Source organism: Streptomyces sp. NPDC059454, from assembly GCF_042749965.1.
GTDB lineage: Bacteria > Actinomycetota > Actinomycetes > Streptomycetales > Streptomycetaceae > Streptomyces.
Window position 1 is genome coordinate 19148 of record NZ_JBHYVC010000055.1, and the last position, 20182, is coordinate 39329.

Sequence of the window (20182 nt, forward strand, 5' to 3'; positions counted from 1 at the left end):
GGGCAAAGAGCCTCGCCCGCACAGGCCTGGGGGAGAGACACATGACCACCACGCAGTTCCAGCTCCTGCGCACGGGCTCCGAGCTCGAAGGGCTGCTGAAGCGGACCACGCACACCTGGACCGGGATCCTGCCCGGTTCCGGAGCGGTCGGGTTGAAGTACCCCCAGGAGGCCAATTCCTTCGTGGAGAGACTGACCGCCCGGGTGGCAGGCGAGGCGATGCCGGCGTTGGCCTTCCACGGCATCGGCTTCCGCGGGGCCCCGCGCTTGGCGTTGATGAAGCTCGAAGCCGACGGCCGCACGGCCGAGCTGCGTCGGCGCCATCTGGCCGTCACCCGGCAGAGCCGCGCCCTGCGCATCGAGCTCTCCGGACGCTCCTACCGTTACCGGGTGCTGGACAGCGGGCTCCGGCACGAGCTGCGGCGCGAGGGAGCCGTCGTCACGATGACGCGCTCGGAGCGGCGGCGTCCGCAGAGCCTCTCCGGTGTCACGCGAGGTGAGGTGGACGCGCTGGATCTCGGGCTCGCGATCCTGCTGGAGGGCGTCTACACGCGCAACCTCTCCTTCGGCGGTGCGCTCTTCTCGTGGCCCGGGCGTTTTCTGAACCGGATGGGTTTCCTCGGGTACTTCATGGGCAGCTGACTCCCGCCCGGTACAGGTGAGGGCCGCACCCCACGTCCAAGGGTGCGGCCCTCGTCGTACGCAACGACCGTCGGCGGCGCGACGTCACGGCCGTGTCAGAGCTTGACGATCATCTTTCCGGTGTTGTCGCCGCGCAGGACGCCGAGGAACGCCTCCAGGTTGTTCTCGATGCCCTCGACGACCGTCTCGCGGTACTTCAGCTCGCCCGAGCGGACCCAGGGGCCGACCTCCTGGACGAACTGCGGCTGGAGGTCGTAGTGGTCGCCGACGAGGAAGCCCTCGATGCGGCCGCGGGTCTGGATCAGCCGGGCGAGGTTGCGCGGGCCGGGGGCGGGCTCGGTGTTGTTGTAGACGGAGATCATCCCGCAGACGGCGATCCGGCCGTCCCGGTTGAGCCTGCCGATGGCCGCCTCCAGGTGGTCGCCGCCGACGTTGTCGAAGTAGACGTCGATCCCGTCCGGGGCGGCGTCGCGCAGCTGCTCGTGCACGGGGCCGGCCTTGTAGTTGAAGGCGGCGTCGAAGCCGTACTCCTCGACGAGCAGCTTCACCTTCTCGTCGGAGCCGGCCGAGCCGATCACCCGTGAGGCGCCCTTGAGCTTCGCGAGCTGTCCGACCTGGCTGCCGACGGCGCCCGCGGCGCCGGACACGAAGACGGAGTCGCCCTCCTTGAAGGCGGCGGTGCGCAGCAGGCCGGCGTAGGCGGTGAGGCCGGTCATGCCCAGCACGCCCAGGTAGGCCGAGAGGGGTGCCGTCTCCGGGTCCACCTTGACGGCGTTCTTCGCGTCCACGACGGCGTACTCGCGCCAGCCGAGGAAGTGCAGGACGTGGTCGCCGACGGCGATCCCCTCGGCGCCCGACGCGACGACCTCGCCGACGGCGCCGCCCTGCATCGCCTTGCCCAGCTCGTACGGGGCGACGTAGGACTTGGCGGCACTCATCCGGCCGCGCATGTACGGGTCGACGGAGAGGTACTTGTTCCGTACGAGCACCTGCCCCTCGGCCGGGGCGGGTACCTCCGTCTCGACGAGGGCGAAGTCCTCGGGCTTCGGCCAGCCGACGGGCCGGCTCAGCAGATGCCACTCACGGCCGGTGGCGGGGGGTGTGGGGGCGGTCATGGCCTGGCACCTTTCCTCGGACAGTTCATTACCTGAAACAACCATGCGGCTGAATATTTCAGGTTGTCAAGCAAGCGGGTACCCTGGTGGGCATGGCCACACCCCGCACCGCCTCGCACCGTCCCGACGCCCTCACCCTGGAGGTCGTCGAGCTCATCGGCTCGGTGGTGGCCCGCTACCACGAGGAGTACGAGGAAGCCGCCGCCGGTCACGCCCTCACGGGTGCCCAGGCGAAGCTGCTCAGTCTGCTGTCCCTGGAGCCGCTGCCGATGCGGAAGCTGGCGCAGCGGCTGAAGTGCGAGCCGTCGAACGTCACGGGCATCGTCGACCGGCTGGAGTCCCGGGGTCTGGTGGAGCGCAGGCCGGATCCGGCGGACCGGCGCGTGAAGCTGGCGGCGGCGACGGCCGAGGGGCGGCGGGTGGCGCGCAGCCTGCGGGAGTCGCTGCGGTTCGCGCGCGAGCCGCTGGCGGGGCTCTCGGAGGCGGAGCGGGTGGCGCTGCGGGACGCGCTGCGGAGGATGCTGGGGTAGCGACTACGGTCGGTGGGGCAGGTGCCCCGCGTCGGTGTGGGCCGGGGGTGGGTTGCGCGGCCCGGCGCTTGCGGGGTGCCGTCGCGCCCACCCGTGCCGCCCCAGCGGCACGACTGCCCGCGGGAACGGGGGCCGGCTCAGGTGCACCACCACAGGAACCGGTCGCACGTCTCCGTGGGCTCCGGTTCCGGTTCGGGCTCCTTCGTGGTCGGGTCCGGCTCGGGGGCCTCCGGTTCCTCCGGGGCCTCCGGGGCCTCCGGGGCCTCCGGGGCCTCCGGCGGCGTCGTCGCGGGGTCGGTCGTGGGCGTCTGCGCGGGGGCCGACGAGGCGTCCTGCCCGGTCTCGTCGTCCGCCTTCTCCGACTCCTTGTCCTCCGGGGACCCGGAGGCCGACGGGGAACCGGACGCCCCCGGACCGGAGGACTCCTCGGACGTGACCGCGGCCGGGGCACCGCTCGGGGACTTCGTCGGTTCGAGCTCCGTCCCGCCGCCGTCGGCGGTCTCCTCCCCGGCCGCCGCCGGCTTGGGCGACGACCCGGGCGCGTCCAGTCCGAGTTCCGCGAGGCTCAGCCCGCCCGCCGCGAGGACGAAGCCCGCCGCGATCAGCAGCGTGCGGTTGCGCCGGCGGCGGTGTGCCGCGGCCTTGCGGTCCCGACGGCTCTGCCCCGCCGTACGCTCCGGCTCCGGCTCCGGCTCCAGCTCCGGCTCCGGCCCTCGGCGCCGGGCCGACCGGCGTCCGCGCGGCTCGTCGTCCCGCGGTTCCCCGTCGTCGTGCTCCGCGGGGGTCTCCTCGGCCCGGGCCGCCTCGTACGCCTCCCCCTCGTACCCCGCGGGCTCCTGCTGCTGGGCGCGGAGCGTCTCGGCGGGCGCGCCGCAGCCGGGGCAGGCCAGAGCGCCATTGAGGTGCCGTCGGCACGAGTGGCAAAAGTCCATGACGCGGGAAGGTTAGGTTCCGTTCCGGTCCGCTTCATAGGCCTTGTTGTGAAGGTTTGGTGCGGACCATTGCTCAATGGTTTCGAAACTGTCGAAACCGTTATGCGCGCGACCCATTGACACCCCCGCCACCCCGTCCTTACTGTCACGCCAGCATTTCGAACGTGTGACGAAATATCGAACACGTCGAACTGCGGACACCGACGACAAGGTCCACCATCACAGCGAGGGGCTAACTGCCGTGCGCATCACCGGAATCAGCACACACGTGGTCGGGACGCCGTGGCGCAACCTGACGTACGTCCAGGTGCACACCGACGAGGGAATCACCGGAGTCGGCGAGACCCGGATGCTGGGCCACACCGACGCCCTCCTGGGTTACCTGAAGGAGGCCGAGGTCAACCACATTCTCGGCTCCGACCCGTTCGCTGTCGAGGACCTGGTCCGCCGGATGAAGTACGGCGACTACGGCCGCGCCGGCGAGATCGTGATGTCCGGTATCGCCGTCGTCGAGATGGCCTGCTGGGACATCAAGGGCAAGGCCCTCGGCGTGCCCGTCTGGCAGCTGCTGGGCGGCAAGGTCACCGACAAGGTCAAGGCGTACGCCAACGGCTGGTACACCACCGAGCGCACCCCCGAGGCGTACCACAAGGCCGCGCAGGCCGTGATGGAGCGCGGCTACCGGGCGCTGAAGATCGACCCGTTCGGCACCGGGCACTTCGAACTCGACCACGAGCAGAGCCTGTACGCGGTCTCCCTGATCGAGGCGGTCCGTGACGCCATCGGCCCCGACGCCGAGCTGATGCTGGAGATGCACGGCCGCTTCTCCCCCGCCACCGCCGTCCGGCTGGCCAAGGAGCTCGCGCCGTTCAAGCCGGCCTGGCTGGAGGAGCCGGTTCCGCCGGAGAACCTCAAGGCGCTGGAGAAGGTCGCCGCGAAGGTCGACATGCCCGTCGCCACCGGTGAACGCATCCATGACCGGATCGAGTTCCGCGAGCTGTTCGAGAGCCAGGCCGTGGACATCATCCAGCCGGACGTCGGTCACATCGGCGGCATCTGGGAGACGCGCAAGCTCGCCGCGACCGCCGAGACCCACTACATGCTGGTCGCCCCGCACAACGTCGGCGGCCCCGTGCTGACCGCCGCGTCCCTCCAGGTCGGCTTCACCTCCCCGAACTTCAAGATCCTGGAGCACTTCAACGACTTCGCGGACGCGGACATCAAGAAGGTCGTCAAGGGCGCGCCCCAGGTGAACCCGGAGGACGGCTGCTTCCACCTCTCCGACGCCCCCGGCCTCGGTGTGGAGCTGGACGTCGACGCGGCGGCCGAGTTCCCGCAGCAGCAGGCCCGGTTCGACCTGTGGGCCGAGGGCTGGGAGACGCGCAAGCCCAAGGGCGCGAAGTGAACCCCGCCGGCCACCACCGCTCCGGAGGGACGCGATGAGCACCCAGGTCGTCATCGAGGGGCCCGGCGAACACCGTCTGGTCCCGCACGAGCCGCGCGAGCCCGGGGCCGGCGAGGCCCTGGTCCGGGTCCACGCCTCCGGCATCTGCGGCAGTGACCGCGAGGTGTACCAGGGCAACCGGCCCGAGGGATACGTGCGTTACCCGCTCACTCCGGGGCACGAGTGGTCCGGGACCGTGGAGCGGGTGGGCGCGGGGGTGCCGGATGCGCTGGTCGGCCGCAAGGTCGTCGGCGAGGGCTTCCGCAACTGCCAGGTCTGCGACCGCTGCCACGCCGGTGAGACGACGCTGTGCTCGGCGGGCTACGAGGAGACCGGGTTCACCCAGCCGGGCGCCATGGCCGCCACGCTGACCCTCCCGGCCCGGCTGCTGCACGTCCTCCCCGACGACGCCGACCTGAGCGCCGCCGCGCTGCTGGAGCCGGCCGCCTGCATCGCCGCCGCCGCGCTGAAGGCGAACGCCGTGCCCGGTGAGCGGGTGGCGGTGGTCGGCACCGGCACGCTCGGGATGTTCGCCGTGCAGTTCCTGCGCGCGGGCTCCCCTTCCGAGCTGCTGGTGGTGGGTTCCCGGAGCGACCGCGAGGCGCTGTCCCGGCGGTACGGGGCAACCGGCTTCCGCACGAAGGACCAGCCGCTCCCGGACGACTTCGACGTGGTGATCGAGACCGCCGGGTCCGCGGACGCGGCCCGTACGGCGGCCTCGCTGCTGCGGCGCGGCGGGCGGCTGGTCCTCACCGGTATCCCGGCGCCGGGCGCCGACGGGCTCGACCCCACGGACCTGGTCGTACGGCAGCTGGAGGTGCACACCGTCTTCGGTGCGCCGCCGGACGCCTGGGCGCACACCGTGCGGGTGTTCGCCGCCGGGCTGCTCGATCCGCTGCCGCTGGTGAGCCACGAGCTGCCGCTCGCCGAGTTCCCCCAGGCCATCGAGCTGGTGGGGTCCGGCGATCCGAAGGTGGGCAAGGTCCTGCTGCGTCCCTAGTCCGTACGCCGGTACGAGGGCGACCTGACGGCCCCCGTACCGGCGTACACCCAGCCCCCGCCCTTCCCCCGCCCGACTCGTACCCCGAGCCGCGAACTTCGTCCGACATACCGAACCAAAGGACACCCTGTGACCGACGCTTCCGCCACGGCTCCCCGCAGGCCCGGTGAACAGACCCTCACCGCGCTCGGCCTGAGCGCACCCGCCCTCGACCCCGCCGACGCCTCGCCGCACACCTTCCCCGGCGGTGGCCGCTGGCGCACCGAGATCCCCTCGTGCGAGGGCCCCGAGGCGCTGGCCGTGGTCCTGAAGGAGGCCTCGCGCCTCGATGTGCCGATCCACCGGATCAGCCAGGGCAGCGGCGTCTGGATGCTGACCGACGCCGAGATCACCGAGATGGCCGAGGCCACCGCGGAGCGCGACATCGAGCTCTGCCTGTTCACCGGCCCGCGCGGCACCTGGGACATCGGCGGCTCCACCCGTACCGACTCGGGCGGCGCCGGACTGCGCGCCCGGGGCCACGACGCGGTCGCCGGCTGCGTCGAGGACGCCGTGCGCGCCACCGAGTTGGGCGTCACGTGCCTGCTCGTCGCCGACGAGGGCGTGCTGTGGACGCTGCACCGGGCGCGCGCGGCCGGGCTGCTGCCCGCCGACACCACGCTGAAGCTCTCGGCACTCGTCGGACCGGTCAACCCCGCCTCGTTCGCGGTCTACGAGCGGCTCGGCGCCGACTCGATCAACGTCCCCAGCGATCTGACGCTCGACCACCTCACCGAGATACGGCGGGTTTCGGCCACCCCGATGGACATGTACATCGAAGCCCCCGACGACCTCGGCGGCTACGTCCGGATGTACGAGGTCGCCGAACTCATCCGGCGCGGCGCCCCGCTGTACCTGAAGTTCGGCCTGTCCAAGGCGCCCGGGATCTACCCGTACGGGCACCACCTGCGGGAGCTGACCCTGGCGACCGCGAAGGAGCGCGTACGGCGCGGCCGGCTGGCCCTGGACCTGCTGGCCCGGCACGGCGCGGACGGCGACATGGCGCCGCTCGGTTCGCGGCTTCCGGGTGATCTGAGCCGGTTCGAAATCTCGTCATAACGTTCCGGAAACTCGGCTTCACAGAAGTAGACACAGCCGCGCACAATCGCACACACCTCTTTCTCGGCCTCCTGGCTTCACCCCCTGGAAGCGCCCCGCTCGTCCGGACCGACCCCGCACACACATCAAGGATGATGACCATGCGTAACCGCAGAGCCGCACTCGCCGCCGTCGCCTCGGCCGCCTCCCTCGCCCTCACCCTGACCGCCTGCGGCCAGAGCGGCGAGGGCGGCAGCGAGGAGGACAAGGGCGGCTCCGAGGGAGCCACCGTCGGCATCGCGATGCCGACGAAGTCCTCCGAGCGCTGGATCGCCGATGGCGCCAACGTCGAGAAGGAGTTGAAGGCCAAGGGGTTCAAGACCAAGCTGGTCTTCGGCGAGGACGACCCGGACCAGCAGGTCTCCCAGATCGAGAACATGATCACGCAGGGTGTGGACGCCCTGATCGTGGCGGCGATCGACAACAAGTCCCTCGGCAACGTCCTGCAGCAGGCCAAGGACGCCGACATCCCGGTCGTCTCCTACGACCGGCTGATCCTCGGCACCGAGAACGTCGACTACTACGCCTCCTTCGACAACGAGAAGGTCGGCGAGCTGCAGGGCGGCTACATCGTCGACAAGCTGGGGCTGAAGGCCGGCAAGAAGGGCCCCTTCAACATCGAGCTGTTCGCCGGCTCCAACGACGACAACAACACCAGGTACTTCTTCCAGGGCGCGATGAACGTCCTGAAGCCGTACATGGACAAGGGCCAGCTGGTCGTCCGTTCCAAGCAGACCGACCTCAACCAGGTCACCACCCTGCGCTGGGACGGCGGCACCGCGCAGAAGCGCATGGACGACCTGCTCACCTCCAGCTACCGCAGCGCCCGGGTCGACGCGGTGCTCTCGCCCTACGACGGCATCTCCATCGGCATCCTGTCCGCCCTGAAGTCGGACGGCTACGGCTCCGGCAGCAAGGCCATGCCCGTCGTCACCGGCCAGGACGCCGAGGTCGCGTCGCTGAAGTCGATCATCTCGGGCCAGCAGACCCAGACCGTCTTCAAGGACCTGCGCGAGCTCGCCAAGGTCGCCGCGAACATGGTCGACGCGGTCCTCAACGACAAGAAGCCCGAGGTCAACGACACCAAGTCGTACGACAACGGTTCCAAGGTCGTCCCCGCCTACCTGCTGCAGCCGGTCAGCGTCGACAAGTCCAACTACAAGCAGGTCCTGGTCGACGGCGGCTACTACACCGAGGACCAGCTCAAGTAACCGGGCCCCTTCAAGGATTGGAAGGCACGACCATGGCGGGACCCGTCCTGGAAATGCGCTCGATCGTCAAGACCTTTCCCGGCGTCAAGGCGCTGTCGGACGTCACCCTGACCGTCCAGCGGGGCGAGGTCCACGCCATCTGCGGCGAGAACGGCGCCGGCAAGTCGACTCTCATGAAGGTCCTCTCCGGCGTCCACCCGCACGGCAGTTACGAGGGGGACATCCTCTTCGAGGGGCAGCCCTGCGAGTTCAAGGACATCAGGGCCAGCGAGCAGCACGGCATCGTCATCATCCACCAGGAACTGGCGCTGTCGCCGTTCCTCTCCCTCGCGGAGAACATCTTCCTCGGCAATGAGCACGCCACGCGCGGGTTCATCAACTGGAACGCCACCCTCAAGCACGCCACCGAACTGCTGCGCCGGGTCGGCCTGTCCGACCACCCGGACACCCGCGTCGCCGACATCGGCGTGGGCAAGCAGCAGCTGGTGGAGATCGCGAAGGCGCTTTCCAAGAAGGTGAAGCTGCTCATCCTGGATGAGCCGACCGCGGCCCTCAACGACGAGGACAGCGACAAACTCCTCGACCTGATCCTGGAGTTGAAGGAACAGGGCATCACCTCGATCATCATCTCCCACAAGCTCAACGAGATCCGCAAGGTCGCCGACTCGGTGACGATCCTGCGGGACGGGCGGACCATCGAGACGCTCGACGTGAAGGCCGAGGAGACCAGCGAGGACCGGATCATCTCCGGCATGGTCGGCCGCGACCTGGAGCACCGCTTCCCGGAGCGCACCCCGCACCAGCCGGAGGAGGGCGCCGCCCCGGCCCTGGAGGTCCGCAACTGGACCGTGCACCACCCGATCGACCAGCAGCGCAAGGTCGTCGACGACGTGTCCCTCGAGGTGCGGCGCGGTGAGATCGTCGGCATCGCCGGCCTGATGGGCGCGGGCCGCACGGAACTCGCGATGAGCATCTTCGGCCGCACCTACGGCCGGCACGCCGCCGGCACCGTCCTCAAGGACGGCACGGAGATCCGTACGAGGACCGTCCCCGAAGCGGTCGGACACGGCATCGCGTACGTCACCGAGGACCGCAAGCACTTCGGCCTGAACCTCATCGACACCATCAACCGCAACATCTCGCTCAGCGCCCTGAAGAAGGTCGCCCGGCGCGGTGTGGTGGACGAGCACGAGGAGCGGCAGGTCGCCGAGGGCTTCCGCAAGTCGATGAACATCAAGGCGCCGACGGTGTTCGAGCCGGTGGGCAAGCTGTCCGGCGGCAACCAGCAGAAGGTCGTGCTCAGCAAGTGGATCTTCGCGGGTCCGGACGTGCTGATCCTCGACGAGCCGACGCGCGGCATCGACGTCGGCGCCAAGTACGAGATCTACACGGTCATCGACCAGCTGGCCGCCGAGGGCAAGGCGGTCGTCTTCATCTCCTCCGAGCTGCCCGAACTGCTCGGTATGTGCGACCGCATCTACACGATGGCCGCGGGGCGGCTGACCGGTGAGTTCTCGCGGGCCGAGGCCTCCCAGGAATCGCTGATGCGTCAGATGACGAAGGACAAAGAGGTATCCCGATGAGCAGCACGGAAGTCACCGACAAGACGCCGGCGGCCGCGCCGCCGGGCAAGGACGGGGCGGGCAGCGGTGACGGCCTGCTCCAGCTGATGCTGGACGGCATGCGCCGCAACATGCGCCAGTACGGCATGCTGATCGCCCTGGGCCTGATCGTGGCGCTCTTCGCGGTGTGGACCGACGGCGACCTGCTGCTGCCGCGCAACGTCTCCAACCTGGTGCTGCAGAACAGCTACATCCTGATCCTCGCGATCGGCATGATGCTGGTCATCATCGCGGGCCACATCGACCTGTCGGTCGGGTCACTGACGGCGTTCGTCGGCTCGATGGCCGCCGTCTTCATGGTCAAGAACGACATGCCCTGGCCCGTCGCGGTGATCCTCTGTCTGGCCGTGGGCGCCCTCGCGGGCGCGATACAGGGCTGGTTCATCGCCTACGGCGGCATACCGTCGTTCATCGTGACCCTCGCGGGCATGCTGACCTTCCGCGGTCTCACCGAGATCTTCCTGGAGGGCCAGACCCTCGGCCCGTTCCCCAAGGGTCTGCAGACGGTCGCCAACGGCTTCATGCCCGAGGTCGGCCCGGAGACCAACTACCACAATCTCACCCTGCTCCTCGGCATCGGACTGATCGCCCTCGTGGTCCTCCAGGAGGTCCGCGACCGCCGCCGCCAGAAGGAGTTCGACCTCGAGGTCCTCCCCGCCAAGCTGTTCCTGCTGAAGCTCGTCGCGCTCGGTGCCGCCATCCTCGTCGTGACGATGCTGCTGGCCAGCTACAAGGGCGCCCCGATCGTGCTGCTGATCCTCGGCGCGCTGCTCGTCGGCTTCGGCTATGTGATGCGCAACGCCGTCATCGGCCGCCACATCTACGCCATCGGCGGCAACCTGCCCGCGGCCAAGCTGTCGGGTGTGCGGGACAAGAAGGTCACCTTCCTGGTCTTCCTGAACATGGGCATGCTCGCGGCCCTGGCGGGTCTGGTCTTCGCCGCCCGCTTCAACGCGGCCTCTCCCAAGGCCGGCCTCAACTTCGAGCTGGAGGCCATCGCCGCCTCGTTCATCGGCGGCGCGTCGATGAGCGGCGGTGTCGGAACGGTCCTCGGCGCGATCATCGGCGGCCTGGTCCTGGGCGTGCTGAACAACGGTATGAACCTCGTCGGCATCGGCACCGACTGGCAGCAGGTCATCAAGGGCCTGGTACTGCTGGCCGCGGTCGGCTTCGACGTGTGGAACAAGCGCAAGTCCGGTTCGTAAGTCAGCTCGGGCCCCGCCGGACGGCGGGGCCCCTTCCTTTTCGGGAGCCGCACGGATGGAACTGAACAGACGCACGGTCATCGCAGGAGCCGGAGCGACGGCGGCCGGTGTCGCCGCGGCCACCGCGTTCGGCGGAACGGCACACGCCTCGTCGGGCAGGGGGAAGCCGGTGCGGTCGCTCTTCGGCAGGCTCGCCGACGGCACCAAGGTGCACAGCTGGTCGCTGGAGAACGGCGGCACCCGGATGAAGGTCCTCTCCTACGGCGGCATCGTCCGGGCCCTGGAGATCCCCGACCGCCGCGGTCGCTACACCAACGTCTCCCTCGGCTTCGACACCCTCGAGGAGTACGTCGCCTCCAGCCCTTACTTCGGCGCCCTGATCGGCCGCTACGGCAACCGCATCGACAAGGGCCGCTTCACCCTCGACGGCACCACGTACCAGCTCTCCGTCAACGACGGCGAGAACAGCCTGCACGGCGGCTCCCAGGGCTTCGACAAGCGGGTCTGGGACGTCGAGCCGTTCACCCGGGGCTCCGACGTCGGCCTGTACCTGTACTACACGAGCGTCGACGGCGAGATGGGCTACCCGGGCACGCTGCGCACCAAGGTCACGTACACCCTCACCCGGAACGGCGACTGGCGCGTCGACTACGAGGCCACCACCGACAAGGCCACCGTCGTCAACCTCACCAGCCACGTCTACTGGAACCTCGCCGGCGAGGGCAGCGGCTCCATCTACGACCACGAGCTGTCCATCGCCGCCTCCCGCTACACGCCGGTCGACTCGGGGCTGATCCCCACGGGCGAACTGGCGCGGGTCGCGGCCACCCCCTTCGACTTCCGCCGGGCCAAGCCGATCGGCCGGGACATCCGCACCGCGCACCAGCAGGTGCTGTACGGACAGGGCTTCGACCACAACTGGGTGCTCGACAAGGGCGTCACCAGCCGTCCCGAGCAGGTCGCCCTGCTGCGCGATCCGTCCTCCGGCCGCACGCTGAGGATCGCGACGAACGAGCCGGGCCTGCAGTTCTACTCCGGCAACTTCCTCGACGGCACCCTCGTGGGCACCGGCGGCCGGGTCTACCGGCAGGGCGACGGGCTGTGCCTGGAGACCCAGCACTTCCCGGACTCGCCGAACCAGCCGTCGTTCCCGTCGACCGTGCTGCGGCCGGGGCAGACGTACCGGACGACGACGGTCCATTCGTTCGGGGCGTGAGTCCCGTCGGGGCATGAGCCCCTGGGGATCGCAGCCGTCACATTTTCCTCACATGAGCTGAACGGCGGCGCGCCCCGCTCCGTACTCCTGGGTGGCCCGTGCTCCCCCGCGCGGGCCACCCAGGCATGACGGGCCCGCCTCCCCAACGGGCCCGCCGTACACGGAGGTTCCATGGCCGACAACGTGACCTCGTTGTTCCGCAGCACCACGGCGCACAGTCCGTCGATGGCGGCGCTGACGCGGGAGAGCGACGGGGCCGGCCCGGTGGACTTCTGCATCCCCTGCAACCCGTACTTCCCCACCCCCGCCATGTTCGAGGACATGGCGGCCCGGCTGCGCGACATCATCACGTACTACCCGAGCAGCGCCGACACCATCACGGCCGAGCTGTGCAGCCTGCTCCGGCTGCCGCCGCAGTGCGTGGCGATGGGCAACGGCTCCACGGAGCTGATCACCTGGATCGACCACCTCCTGGTCCGTGAGTCCCTCGCCGTCCCCGTCCCCACCTTCGGCCGCTGGACCGACCAGCCCATGGAGACCGGCAAACGGGTCGACATGTTCCCGCTCCAGGAGGCCGGCGGCTTCGCCCTCGACCTCGCGCAGTACGCGGAGTTCATACGGGCCAGGGGCACCCGGGTGGCGGTGATCTGCAACCCGAACAACCCCGACGGCGGCTTCCTGCACAAGCACGCGATCGTGCAGTTCATGGACGCCATGGCCGACCTGGACCTGGTGGTCGTCGACGAGTCGTTCCTGGAGTTCGCCGACGCGGAGAACGAACCGAGCGTGGTGCAGGAGGCGATGCTGCGCCCCAACGTCATCGTGCTGCGCAGCCTCGGCAAGAACTTCGGCCTGCACGGCATCCGCTTCGGCTACCTGGTCGCCAACCCCGCACTCGCGGGGAAGGTGCGGTCGATGCTCCCCAAGTGGAACCTCAACTCCTTCGCCGAACACGTGGTGTTCATGCTGAAGGAGCACGGCGCCGAGTACGCCCAGAGCCTGCACCAGGTCCGCCGCGACCGGATGGACATGTCCGGCCAGCTCTCCTCGCTGCCCGGGCTGACGGTCTACCCGTCCCAGGGCAACTTCCTCTTCGTGCGCCTCCCCGTGGGCGCCGAGGGCACCGTGGTCCGGGACCGGATGCTCACCGAGCACCGGATCCTGGTCCGCGAGTGCGGCAACAAGATCGGCTCGTCCAGCCGCTTCCTGCGCCTCGTGGTACGCCCCCAGGTCGATGTGCGCCGCCTGGTGACCGGCCTGGAACAGGTGCTCTACGGGACGTCCAGGAGAGGAGCCGCCGCGCCCGAGCAGGCCCCGGGGACCGGCTACAGCTCGGGCACGGCGGCCGTGGACCGCCTGGTGAGCCGGACCAACGGGGCGGGCATGCGGGGGCTCGCCGCTCAAGCCACCGGTGCCGGCGCTCCGGGGCTCGCCGCCGCTCCGTCCACCGGCACCGGCATGCCGCTCCCCGCCGCCGCGTCCGCCCCCGCGGCGGGCGCGGGCGGCAGGATGCCGGTGCCGGCCGCGGCTTCGGTGGTGACGGGGGTCGGGGCGGGCGTGCCGGGGGTACCGGGGGTGCCTCAGCCGGCTGCTCAGCCCGTGCCGCAGTTCGTACCGCAGCCCATGCCCCAGCCCGCGCCCGTGCCGCAGCCCATGCCCGTGCCCGTGCCCGTGCCCCAGCAGGTTCCGGAGCCGGTCCCGCAGCCCGCGCAGCCGTTCGCGCCCGCCGCGGCGGCGTACCCGGTACCGGCGCAGGCGCCGCCGCCCACCGGCCTCACCCCGCCCGGTGTCCCCGCCCGCGGTGGCCTGACGGCCGCCCAGGTCAGGGGCACCGACGGCCTCTCCGCGGCCCCGGCGACGGGCTGGCCGGGACCGCAGCCCGCCTGGCCCGACGCGGCGGGGATGGGCCGGACGGGCTGAACCACCGCGGTGCTACACGGGATCGAGCCGCCACTGCTGGCAGCCGTTGTTCAGCCAGGTCCACTGCCGTACGTCGGCGCCGTCCGCGGTGGAGCAGTCGGCGACGTCGGCCACCTTGCCGGTGGCCTGGTTGACGATGCGGACGTAACCGCTGTCCGTCGCCACGAACCGGAACCGCTGGCAGGTGTTGTCCAGCCACGACCACTGCCGCAGGTCGGCGCCGTCGGCGGACGAGCAGTTCTCGGTGTCCAGCACCTTTCCGGTGGCGGCGTTCACCAGCCGGTGGGTGTCGTCCCCGAGGTCCTCCGGACGCCACCGCTGGTTGGCCCCGCCGTTGCAGGCGTACTGCTGCACATCGGCACCGTCGGCGGACGAACTCCCGGCCAGATCGAGGCACTTGCCGCTGTTGCGGTTGGTGAGGGTGTAGGTGGTCGAGACGGTCGACGGCTCACCGGAGGGCCCGGTGAGGCCCGCCCCGAGCCGCACGGGCGTACCGAGGTTCGGTGACCCGTCGGAGTTCCAGGTGAACTTCTGCGCCCGTGCCGTACGTCCGTTGTCGCACCCCTCGGACGCGGAGTCGTTGGCGTGGTAGACGATCCAGCTCTCCGTCCCGTCCGGCGAGGTGAAGAACCCGTTGTGGCCCGGCCCGTAGACGCCGTTGCCGTCACTGCGCTGGAAGACGGGCGTGGACTTCTTGGTCCAGGAGGACGCGGAGGCCGGGTTCGACCCGGTGAGGGCGAGCTGCCCGAGCTTGTAGTCGGGGGTCCAGCAGCCGCTCGCGGAGTAGATCAGGAAGGTGCGGCCGCCCCGCTGGAGTATCTCCGGACCCTCGTTGACGGCGCCGCCCTGCCGCTCCCAGTCGTACGTGGGCGTGGAGACGGTGGAGAAGGACGAACTCACCGTGTAGGGGTTCGACATGCGCGCGGCGACGACGTTCTGCGTCCCCTCGTGCGTGCTGCCGAAGAGGTACAGCTGCCCGTTGATGGTGGCGACCGTCGGGTCCAGCATCCAGGAGGAGTTGAGCTGCCCCTTGTAGCTGTACGGTCCCATGGGGTCGGACCCCGCGCTCTCCAGTACGTGACTGCGCTGGGTGGGGTTGTAGTCGGCGACGTTCTGCCCGGCGACGTAGTACAGGTACCAGCGGCCGTTGAGGTAGTGCAGCTCCGGCGCCCAGATGTTGCAGCAGCGGGAGGCCGCGTCGCCCTGCCACACCTGCACGCCGGGGGCGGTGGCGAGGCCGCCGAGGGTGGGCGACTTGCGGAGGGTGATGACGTCGGTCCAGGACGTGCTGATCAGGTAGTAGTCGCCGTCGTGGCGGACGATCCAGGGGTCCGCGCCCTTCTGCGCCTTGACGGGGTTGGCGAAGGAGGCCGCCTGCGCGGACGACTGCCCGAGCGAGAGGGCGAGCAGCAGCGCGGCCAGCAGGGTCAGTAGGCGACGGGCCATCCGCTGCTCCAGTTCAGGAGGTTGATGCCGAGCTTGGGGGTGCCGTTGTCGTTGCCGTCGTAGTAGTGGTAGACGATCAGGTCCCCGTCGACGTCGTTCATGACCGACTGTCCGCCGGGGCCGATGACGCTGCCGTGCGACTCGAGTACGGGCGTGCCGCCGTTGTTCATCATCGGGACGCCGTTCCTGTCGCGGTACGGCCCGGTGACGCCGGTGGCGCGGCCGACCTTGACCTTGTAGGTGGAGCCGGTGCCGGCGCAGCAGGTGTCGTACGAGGCGAAGAGGTAGTAGTAGCCGTTCCGCTTGACGATGAACGGCGCCTCGACGGCCTTCGTCCCGGAGGGGCGGGAGGCGAGGGAGTAGCGGGTGGTGTGGGAGGAGAGCTGCTTCCCGGTGGACGGGTCGATCCGGATCATCTTGATCCCGGTCCACCAACTGCCGAAGGAAAGCCACCACTTGCCGTCGTCGTCGACGAAGAGGTTGGGGTCGATGGCGTTGAAGTCGCTGGAGGAGTTCGAGGTGTAGACGGTGCCGTAGTCGCTCCAGCTGCCCGGCTGTCCGGTGGTGGATCCGGCGAGCCCGATGGCGGAGGTGTTCGACCCGAACTTCGAGACGGAGTAGTACATCAGGTACTTGCCGCCGTGGTACGAGATGTCCGGCGCCCAGGCCTCCGGCACCGAGGAGTAGTTCCGCCACCAGCTCGGGCGGGACGAGAACGCGTCGGCGCCGGCGGAGAAGGCGGTGCGGTCGGTGGAGGTCTTGCTGGCGATGCCGCCGCCGGTGGCGTAGAGGAGGTACTGCCCGGAGGGGGTCCGGATCATCGACGGGTCGTGCGTGACGACGGAACCGGTGACGCGGCCGGGGTTGGGGTACGCCGAGGCGGTGGTCGGCATGAGGGCCAGGAGGGCGGCGGCGGGGAGGGCGAGCAGGACGGCGCGTTTGCGGAGGGTGCGGCTCATACGGGTTCTCCTTGCGGTGGGGGTCAGTGTGCGTTCGGAATGCCGAACGGCGATCGCAAGTTCGAACGGACCGTAGAATCGAACCACTTGCGCGTCAATGGTCCGCGCAGCCCCTCTCCCTCCCGGACCCCGTGAGCCTGTCTCAGCGGACGCGAGGAAACCTCCGGGCACCGGCGGACCGGACCGGTTCAAGCCGAGCTACAGCGGCAGCGGCGACGGTGACCGTGCGGAAGCCGCCCTCTCCCCCACCGCCCGGGCCGGCTTCCTCACGTACCTCACGAAGTGACCGTCGGGCAGGGTGAGGCGGTCGGGGAGGCGGTGGGGTCGGGGGACGGGGACCCGGACTCGGCGGAGCAGTCGTCCGGGCCGGTGGGCGAGGGGCTCGGGCCGGTCGGGTCCGGCGACGGGGTCCCCGTGGGGGACTCACCGGGTGTCTCCGAAGGCTCCTGGCTCGTCGGGGGCGCCGTCGGGGAGGGCTCCGGAGACGGGGACGCGGACGTCGGAGTGGGTGCCGGGGCGGAGGAGGACGGGGACGGGGACGGCTCGGGGCTGCCCGGAGTGCTCGGGTCCGGACCGATGATGATTCCGCCGCCGCCGTTCCCCTTTCCGCCGCTGCCCTTGTCCACGGGCTCGGTCGCCGGGGTGGCGCCGCCCGCGCCGGGACTCCTCGGGACGACGCCCTCACCGTCGGGGACGGTGTGGACCCCCCGGTTGTAGAAGTCCAGCCAGTACCTGACCAGTCTCAGATAGGGGCGCGAGTGGTTGTAGCTGAGGACCGCCCGGTCCAGGTCGGCGGCCCGGCCCAGGTCCCGGTCGCCCGCGCACAGGTAGTGGCCGGCCGCCAGGGCCGCGTCGAAGACGTTGTTCGGGTCGGCCCGGCCGTCACCGTTGCCGTCCGTGCCCCAGCGGGCCCAGGTGGACGGCAGGAACTGCATCGGTCCCACCGCGCGGTCGTAGACCGTGTCACCGTCGTGGGCGCCCCCGTCCGTGTCCCGGATCAGGGCGAACCCCCGGCCGTCGAGCGGTGGCCCGGTGATCCGGCCCCGTGTGGTGCCGTTCCGGTCGACCGCGCCGCCGCGCGCCTGGCCGGACTCGACCTTGCCGATCGCCGCGAGCAGCTCCCAGGGCAGCCGGCAGCCGGGGTCCGTCCTGCCGACGGAGGTCTCGGCGGCTCGGTAGGCACGCAGCACGGTGGCCGGGATGCCGGACTGGGAGCGGAGGTCCCGCACGAGCGCCGGGGCGGCCGGTGCGGCGTCCCGGGTCGTCAGGGGCGGGAGCTCGGTGTGGTAGGAACCGTCACCCGGCGGAACGAGTCCGGCGTACGGACCGCCTGCCGCCGTCCTGCGGGGCTCGTCGGCGGGCGGAGCGGCGTGGGTGTCCCCCACGTCCCCGGTGAGTCCGGGAGCCCGGGAGGCGGTGAGGGCCGCCATCGCCGCCACGGTGATGGCGGTCGCCCGCAGTCCCCTGCGGGTCCGGCCGGTGCGCGGACGTCGTGTGCGGCGTGCGGGCATGGCTGTCACTCCTGTCGGATGCGGGGCGGGTGGGCCCGTGGGTTCCGTCGGTCGCGCGGCCCTCAGCGACCGAAGGTGTCGATGCCGGAGACGAGCCACCGTCCGTCGCGGTGCACGACGTCGACGGCGAGCATGGCGCCCGCGTACACGCCCGCGTCCTTCGCGTCCTTGGCGTCCTTCGCGTTTCCGGCGGTGCCGACGCTGCTCTGGTCGGCGTAGACGAGGACCCGGGCCCGGTGGCCGTCGATCCGTTCGACCGCGCTCTCGGTGACCGTCGTGGTGATCACCGCCTTCTGCTCGTCGGCCCGCTCGCGGACGTCGGCGAGCAGGGTGCGGTGCTGGTCGACGGCCTTTCCCGTGAGGAGGTCCCGCGCGGCTTTCCCGAGGGCGCCGGGGTCGGTGTGGTCGTAGGAGAAGAGCAGGCCGACGGCCTTGGACGTCTGTCCCTTGATCTCGCCGGTGCGGGCGAGGTCGGTCAGGGCGGTGTTGCGCCGCGCGGGGTCGTCCCGGAGCGCTTCGGCCTTCGCGTGCGCCCAGCCGGCGAAGCCGCCGAGGAGCACGGTCAGCGCGCAGAGCACCACGAGGCCCTTCGGGCGGCGCGACCGGGTCCGGTCCGCCTTCCCCTCTCCGGTCGCCCCGGTCGCCCCGGGCGTCCCGGTCGTCCGCGCGGAGGACGAGGGCGAGGGGCCGGGAGGGGACAGGACGGCCGTACCGCCCGTGCGGGCCCGGCTTCCGGTGCTCTCCGGGGCCCCGGTGGAAGCGGCGGGCCGGGTCTCGCGGGCCTGGCGGCGCCGCTGGCGGTTGATGTGGTGGCGGGTCGTCGACATCCTGCTGTCCTCTCGGTGCGGCGGCTTGCGCGGTACGGAACCGGGTCAGCCGGTCGGTGCGCCGCCCACGGGGGCCTGTCCCAGGGCGCTCAGCTTCCACCGGCCCCCGGTGCGGGTGAGTTCGCCGAGCATGCGGCTGTCCTTGTCCGTCTTCGCGCCGCCGGACGCCCTGACGGTGACGCGCAGGGCGATCAGCACCCGGGCGCGGCCCGCGCGGTCGTCGAGTTCGGTGACGGCGCCCGACAACACCCGGGCCGTGGTGACCGTCTTCGCCGTCCTCACCTGCTCGGCGAACTCTTCGCGCCCCGACGCCAGTTGTTCGTGCAGTTCACCGGTGGTCGACGACTCCCACAGGTCGAGGCCCTGGTTCAGGTCCCGGTGGTCGAGCGTGTTGAGGTTCTGTACGGCCTGCTCCCCGGCGGCGAGCGCCTCGTCCCGTTGCGCGGCGTACGCGGCCCGGTCGTCGTGGGCCGCGCGGTACCAGTCCTGTCCCGTCCAGGCCGCGAAGCCGCCCGCGGTGAGGGTGAGGGCGAGGACCAGGGACGGCAGCGGACGGGGGCGGTGTGCGGTGAGGGCGCGGACCGCGCGCTTCATGGGGTGCTCCAGTCTCCCGCGCACGGGTCAGCGGGCCTTGAGGTCGACGATCCGCCACCGGTCGTTCTCCAGCCGGGCCGTGACGGTGAGCTGGGCCGCCGCGGTGGTGGCCTCGTCCTTGCCGCGGCGGGAGGTCTGGTCGAGGAAGACCAGCAGGCGCGCCCTGTCGCCGTCGAGTTCGATCACCCCGGTGCGGACGGCCCGGGTGCTCAGGGTGAGGCGCTGCTCGGTGAGGTCCTCGCGGACCTGGGCGAAGAGGTCCTGGTACTGGCGGGCGGCGCGACCGCCGAGGACGGAGCGCGCGGAGCGCTCGGCGGCCGCGGTGCCCTCCGGTGTGTAGGAGAAGACGCGGGCGAGGGCGTTGGCGACCTCGCCGGCGACGCGGTGGGTGGCCTCGGTGTCGGTGAGCGCGCGGTTCCGGGCGGACTCGGCCGACGTGAGCCGGTGGGTGCCGTAGAGGAAGCCGCAGCCGCCGAGGGCGAGCACCGCGGCGAGGGCGGCGAGGGCGGCCCGTCGTGTCCGACGGGCGCGGGCACCGTCCACCGGGCCCGCGGAGGACTCGTCCGCGAGGTCCTCCGTCCCGGAGCGCCCGTCCCCGGCTCGCCGGTCCCCGGGCGGCCCATCGGTGGAGGGACCGTCCTTGGACATCCCGTCCTCGGACTCCCTGCCGTCGAACGTCCCGCCCTCAAAGGGGCCGCCCGTAGGCGTCCTTCCCGCGGTGGACGCGTCCGCGGGTCCCGTCCCGGAAGCCGGGTCCGGCTCGGGGCCCGCTCCCGGGGTCACGTCCCGCGCGAGCGCCGCCCCCGGGGCCGGGGCCGTGCCCGGGACCGGGTCCAGTCCCGGGACCGGGTCCAGTCCCGGGACCGGGTCCA

18 protein-coding genes are annotated in these 20182 nt (G+C 71.0%); 10 read left to right on the top strand and 8 right to left on the bottom strand.

Going from position 1 to position 20182, the window contains the following annotated elements:
* Nucleotides 1-41: 41 nt before the first annotated feature.
* The gene (locus ACFXAE_RS28255; RefSeq protein ID WP_384719826.1) at nt 42-641 is read left to right on the top strand and encodes a hypothetical protein; all 600 of its coding nucleotides are present in this window, start codon (nt 42-44) and stop codon (nt 639-641) included.
* 95 nt (nt 642-736) lie between these two features.
* Here the strand turns inward: ACFXAE_RS28255 and ACFXAE_RS28260 are convergent, their stop codons facing one another.
* Nucleotides 737-1756: an NADP-dependent oxidoreductase gene (locus ACFXAE_RS28260; RefSeq protein ID WP_384719828.1), complete on the bottom strand. Its 1020-nt coding sequence runs from the start codon at nt 1754-1756 to the stop codon at nt 737-739.
* Nucleotides 1757-1848: 92 nt separating this feature from the next.
* On the opposite strand from ACFXAE_RS28260, the gene ACFXAE_RS28265 reads away from it, so the two are divergent.
* Complete coding sequence (locus tag ACFXAE_RS28265; RefSeq protein ID WP_384719830.1) at nt 1849-2286, top strand: MarR family winged helix-turn-helix transcriptional regulator; 438 nt, start codon at nt 1849-1851, stop codon at nt 2284-2286.
* Nucleotides 2287-2423: 137 nt separating this feature from the next.
* Here the strand turns inward: ACFXAE_RS28265 and ACFXAE_RS28270 are convergent, their stop codons facing one another.
* Nucleotides 2424-3218, bottom strand: coding sequence for a hypothetical protein (locus ACFXAE_RS28270; protein ID WP_384719832.1), 795 nt, complete (start codon nt 3216-3218; stop codon nt 2424-2426).
* Between the two features lie 241 nt (nt 3219-3459).
* Between ACFXAE_RS28270 and ACFXAE_RS28275 the strand changes: the two genes are divergently transcribed.
* From ACFXAE_RS28275 to ACFXAE_RS28310, 8 genes are all read left to right on the top strand, one after another.
* Nucleotides 3460-4623 carry a mandelate racemase/muconate lactonizing enzyme family protein gene (locus ACFXAE_RS28275; protein WP_384719834.1) on the top strand — a complete coding sequence of 388 codons (1164 nt, stop codon included), beginning with the start codon at nt 3460-3462 and terminating at the stop codon, nt 4621-4623.
* Between the two features lie 34 nt (nt 4624-4657).
* A complete protein-coding gene (locus tag ACFXAE_RS28280; RefSeq protein ID WP_384719836.1) occupies nt 4658-5662 on the top strand; it encodes a zinc-binding dehydrogenase in 1005 nt (334 codons plus the stop codon).
* Between the two features lie 129 nt (nt 5663-5791).
* A complete protein-coding gene (locus tag ACFXAE_RS28285) occupies nt 5792-6760 on the top strand; it encodes a hypothetical protein (protein WP_384719838.1) in 969 nt (322 codons plus the stop codon).
* A 140-nt stretch (nt 6761-6900) separates the two neighbouring features.
* On the top strand, nt 6901-8010 hold the full coding sequence (gene chvE / locus ACFXAE_RS28290; protein WP_384719840.1) for a multiple monosaccharide ABC transporter substrate-binding protein: 1110 nt from the start codon (nt 6901-6903) through the stop codon (nt 8008-8010).
* 32 nt (nt 8011-8042) lie between these two features.
* Nucleotides 8043-9593: a multiple monosaccharide ABC transporter ATP-binding protein gene (mmsA, locus tag ACFXAE_RS28295; RefSeq protein WP_384719842.1), complete on the top strand. Its 1551-nt coding sequence runs from the start codon at nt 8043-8045 to the stop codon at nt 9591-9593.
* The gene (mmsB, locus tag ACFXAE_RS28300; RefSeq protein ID WP_217128931.1) at nt 9590-10837 is read left to right on the top strand and encodes a multiple monosaccharide ABC transporter permease; all 1248 of its coding nucleotides are present in this window, start codon (nt 9590-9592) and stop codon (nt 10835-10837) included. Before mmsA ends, mmsB begins: the two co-directional genes overlap by 4 nt.
* A 55-nt stretch (nt 10838-10892) precedes the next feature.
* Entirely contained in the window at nt 10893-12053 is a 1161-nt protein-coding gene (locus ACFXAE_RS28305; protein WP_384719844.1) for an aldose epimerase family protein, read from the top strand.
* A 171-nt stretch (nt 12054-12224) separates the two neighbouring features.
* Complete coding sequence (locus tag ACFXAE_RS28310; RefSeq protein WP_384719846.1) at nt 12225-13973, top strand: pyridoxal phosphate-dependent aminotransferase; 1749 nt, start codon at nt 12225-12227, stop codon at nt 13971-13973.
* A gap of 12 nt (nt 13974-13985) precedes the next feature.
* Here ACFXAE_RS28310 and ACFXAE_RS28315 read toward each other — a convergent pair whose 3' ends face one another.
* The 6 genes from ACFXAE_RS28315 to ACFXAE_RS28340 all read right to left on the bottom strand — a co-directional run bounded on the left by ACFXAE_RS28315 (nt 13986) and on the right by ACFXAE_RS28340 (nt 19958).
* Nucleotides 13986-15419: a family 43 glycosylhydrolase gene (locus ACFXAE_RS28315; protein WP_384719848.1), complete on the bottom strand. Its 1434-nt coding sequence runs from the start codon at nt 15417-15419 to the stop codon at nt 13986-13988.
* Entirely contained in the window at nt 15401-16378 is a 978-nt protein-coding gene (locus ACFXAE_RS28320; protein ID WP_384719850.1) for an arabinan endo-1,5-alpha-L-arabinosidase, read from the bottom strand. The genes ACFXAE_RS28315 and ACFXAE_RS28320 overlap by 19 nt, the downstream gene beginning before the upstream one ends.
* 275 nt (nt 16379-16653) lie before the next feature.
* Nucleotides 16654-17889, bottom strand: coding sequence for a lytic murein transglycosylase (locus ACFXAE_RS28325; protein WP_384719852.1), 1236 nt, complete (start codon nt 17887-17889; stop codon nt 16654-16656).
* Between the two features lie 62 nt (nt 17890-17951).
* Nucleotides 17952-18716: a hypothetical protein gene (locus tag ACFXAE_RS28330; protein ID WP_384719854.1), complete on the bottom strand. Its 765-nt coding sequence runs from the start codon at nt 18714-18716 to the stop codon at nt 17952-17954.
* A gap of 45 nt (nt 18717-18761) precedes the next feature.
* Nucleotides 18762-19310 (bottom strand): nuclear transport factor 2 family protein, encoded by a 549-nt coding sequence (locus ACFXAE_RS28335; RefSeq protein ID WP_384719856.1) that lies wholly within the window; start codon nt 19308-19310, stop codon nt 18762-18764.
* 27 nt (nt 19311-19337) lie between these two features.
* Entirely contained in the window at nt 19338-19958 is a 621-nt protein-coding gene (locus tag ACFXAE_RS28340) for a hypothetical protein (RefSeq protein ID WP_384719882.1), read from the bottom strand.
* Nucleotides 19959-20182: the final 224 nt, after the last annotated feature.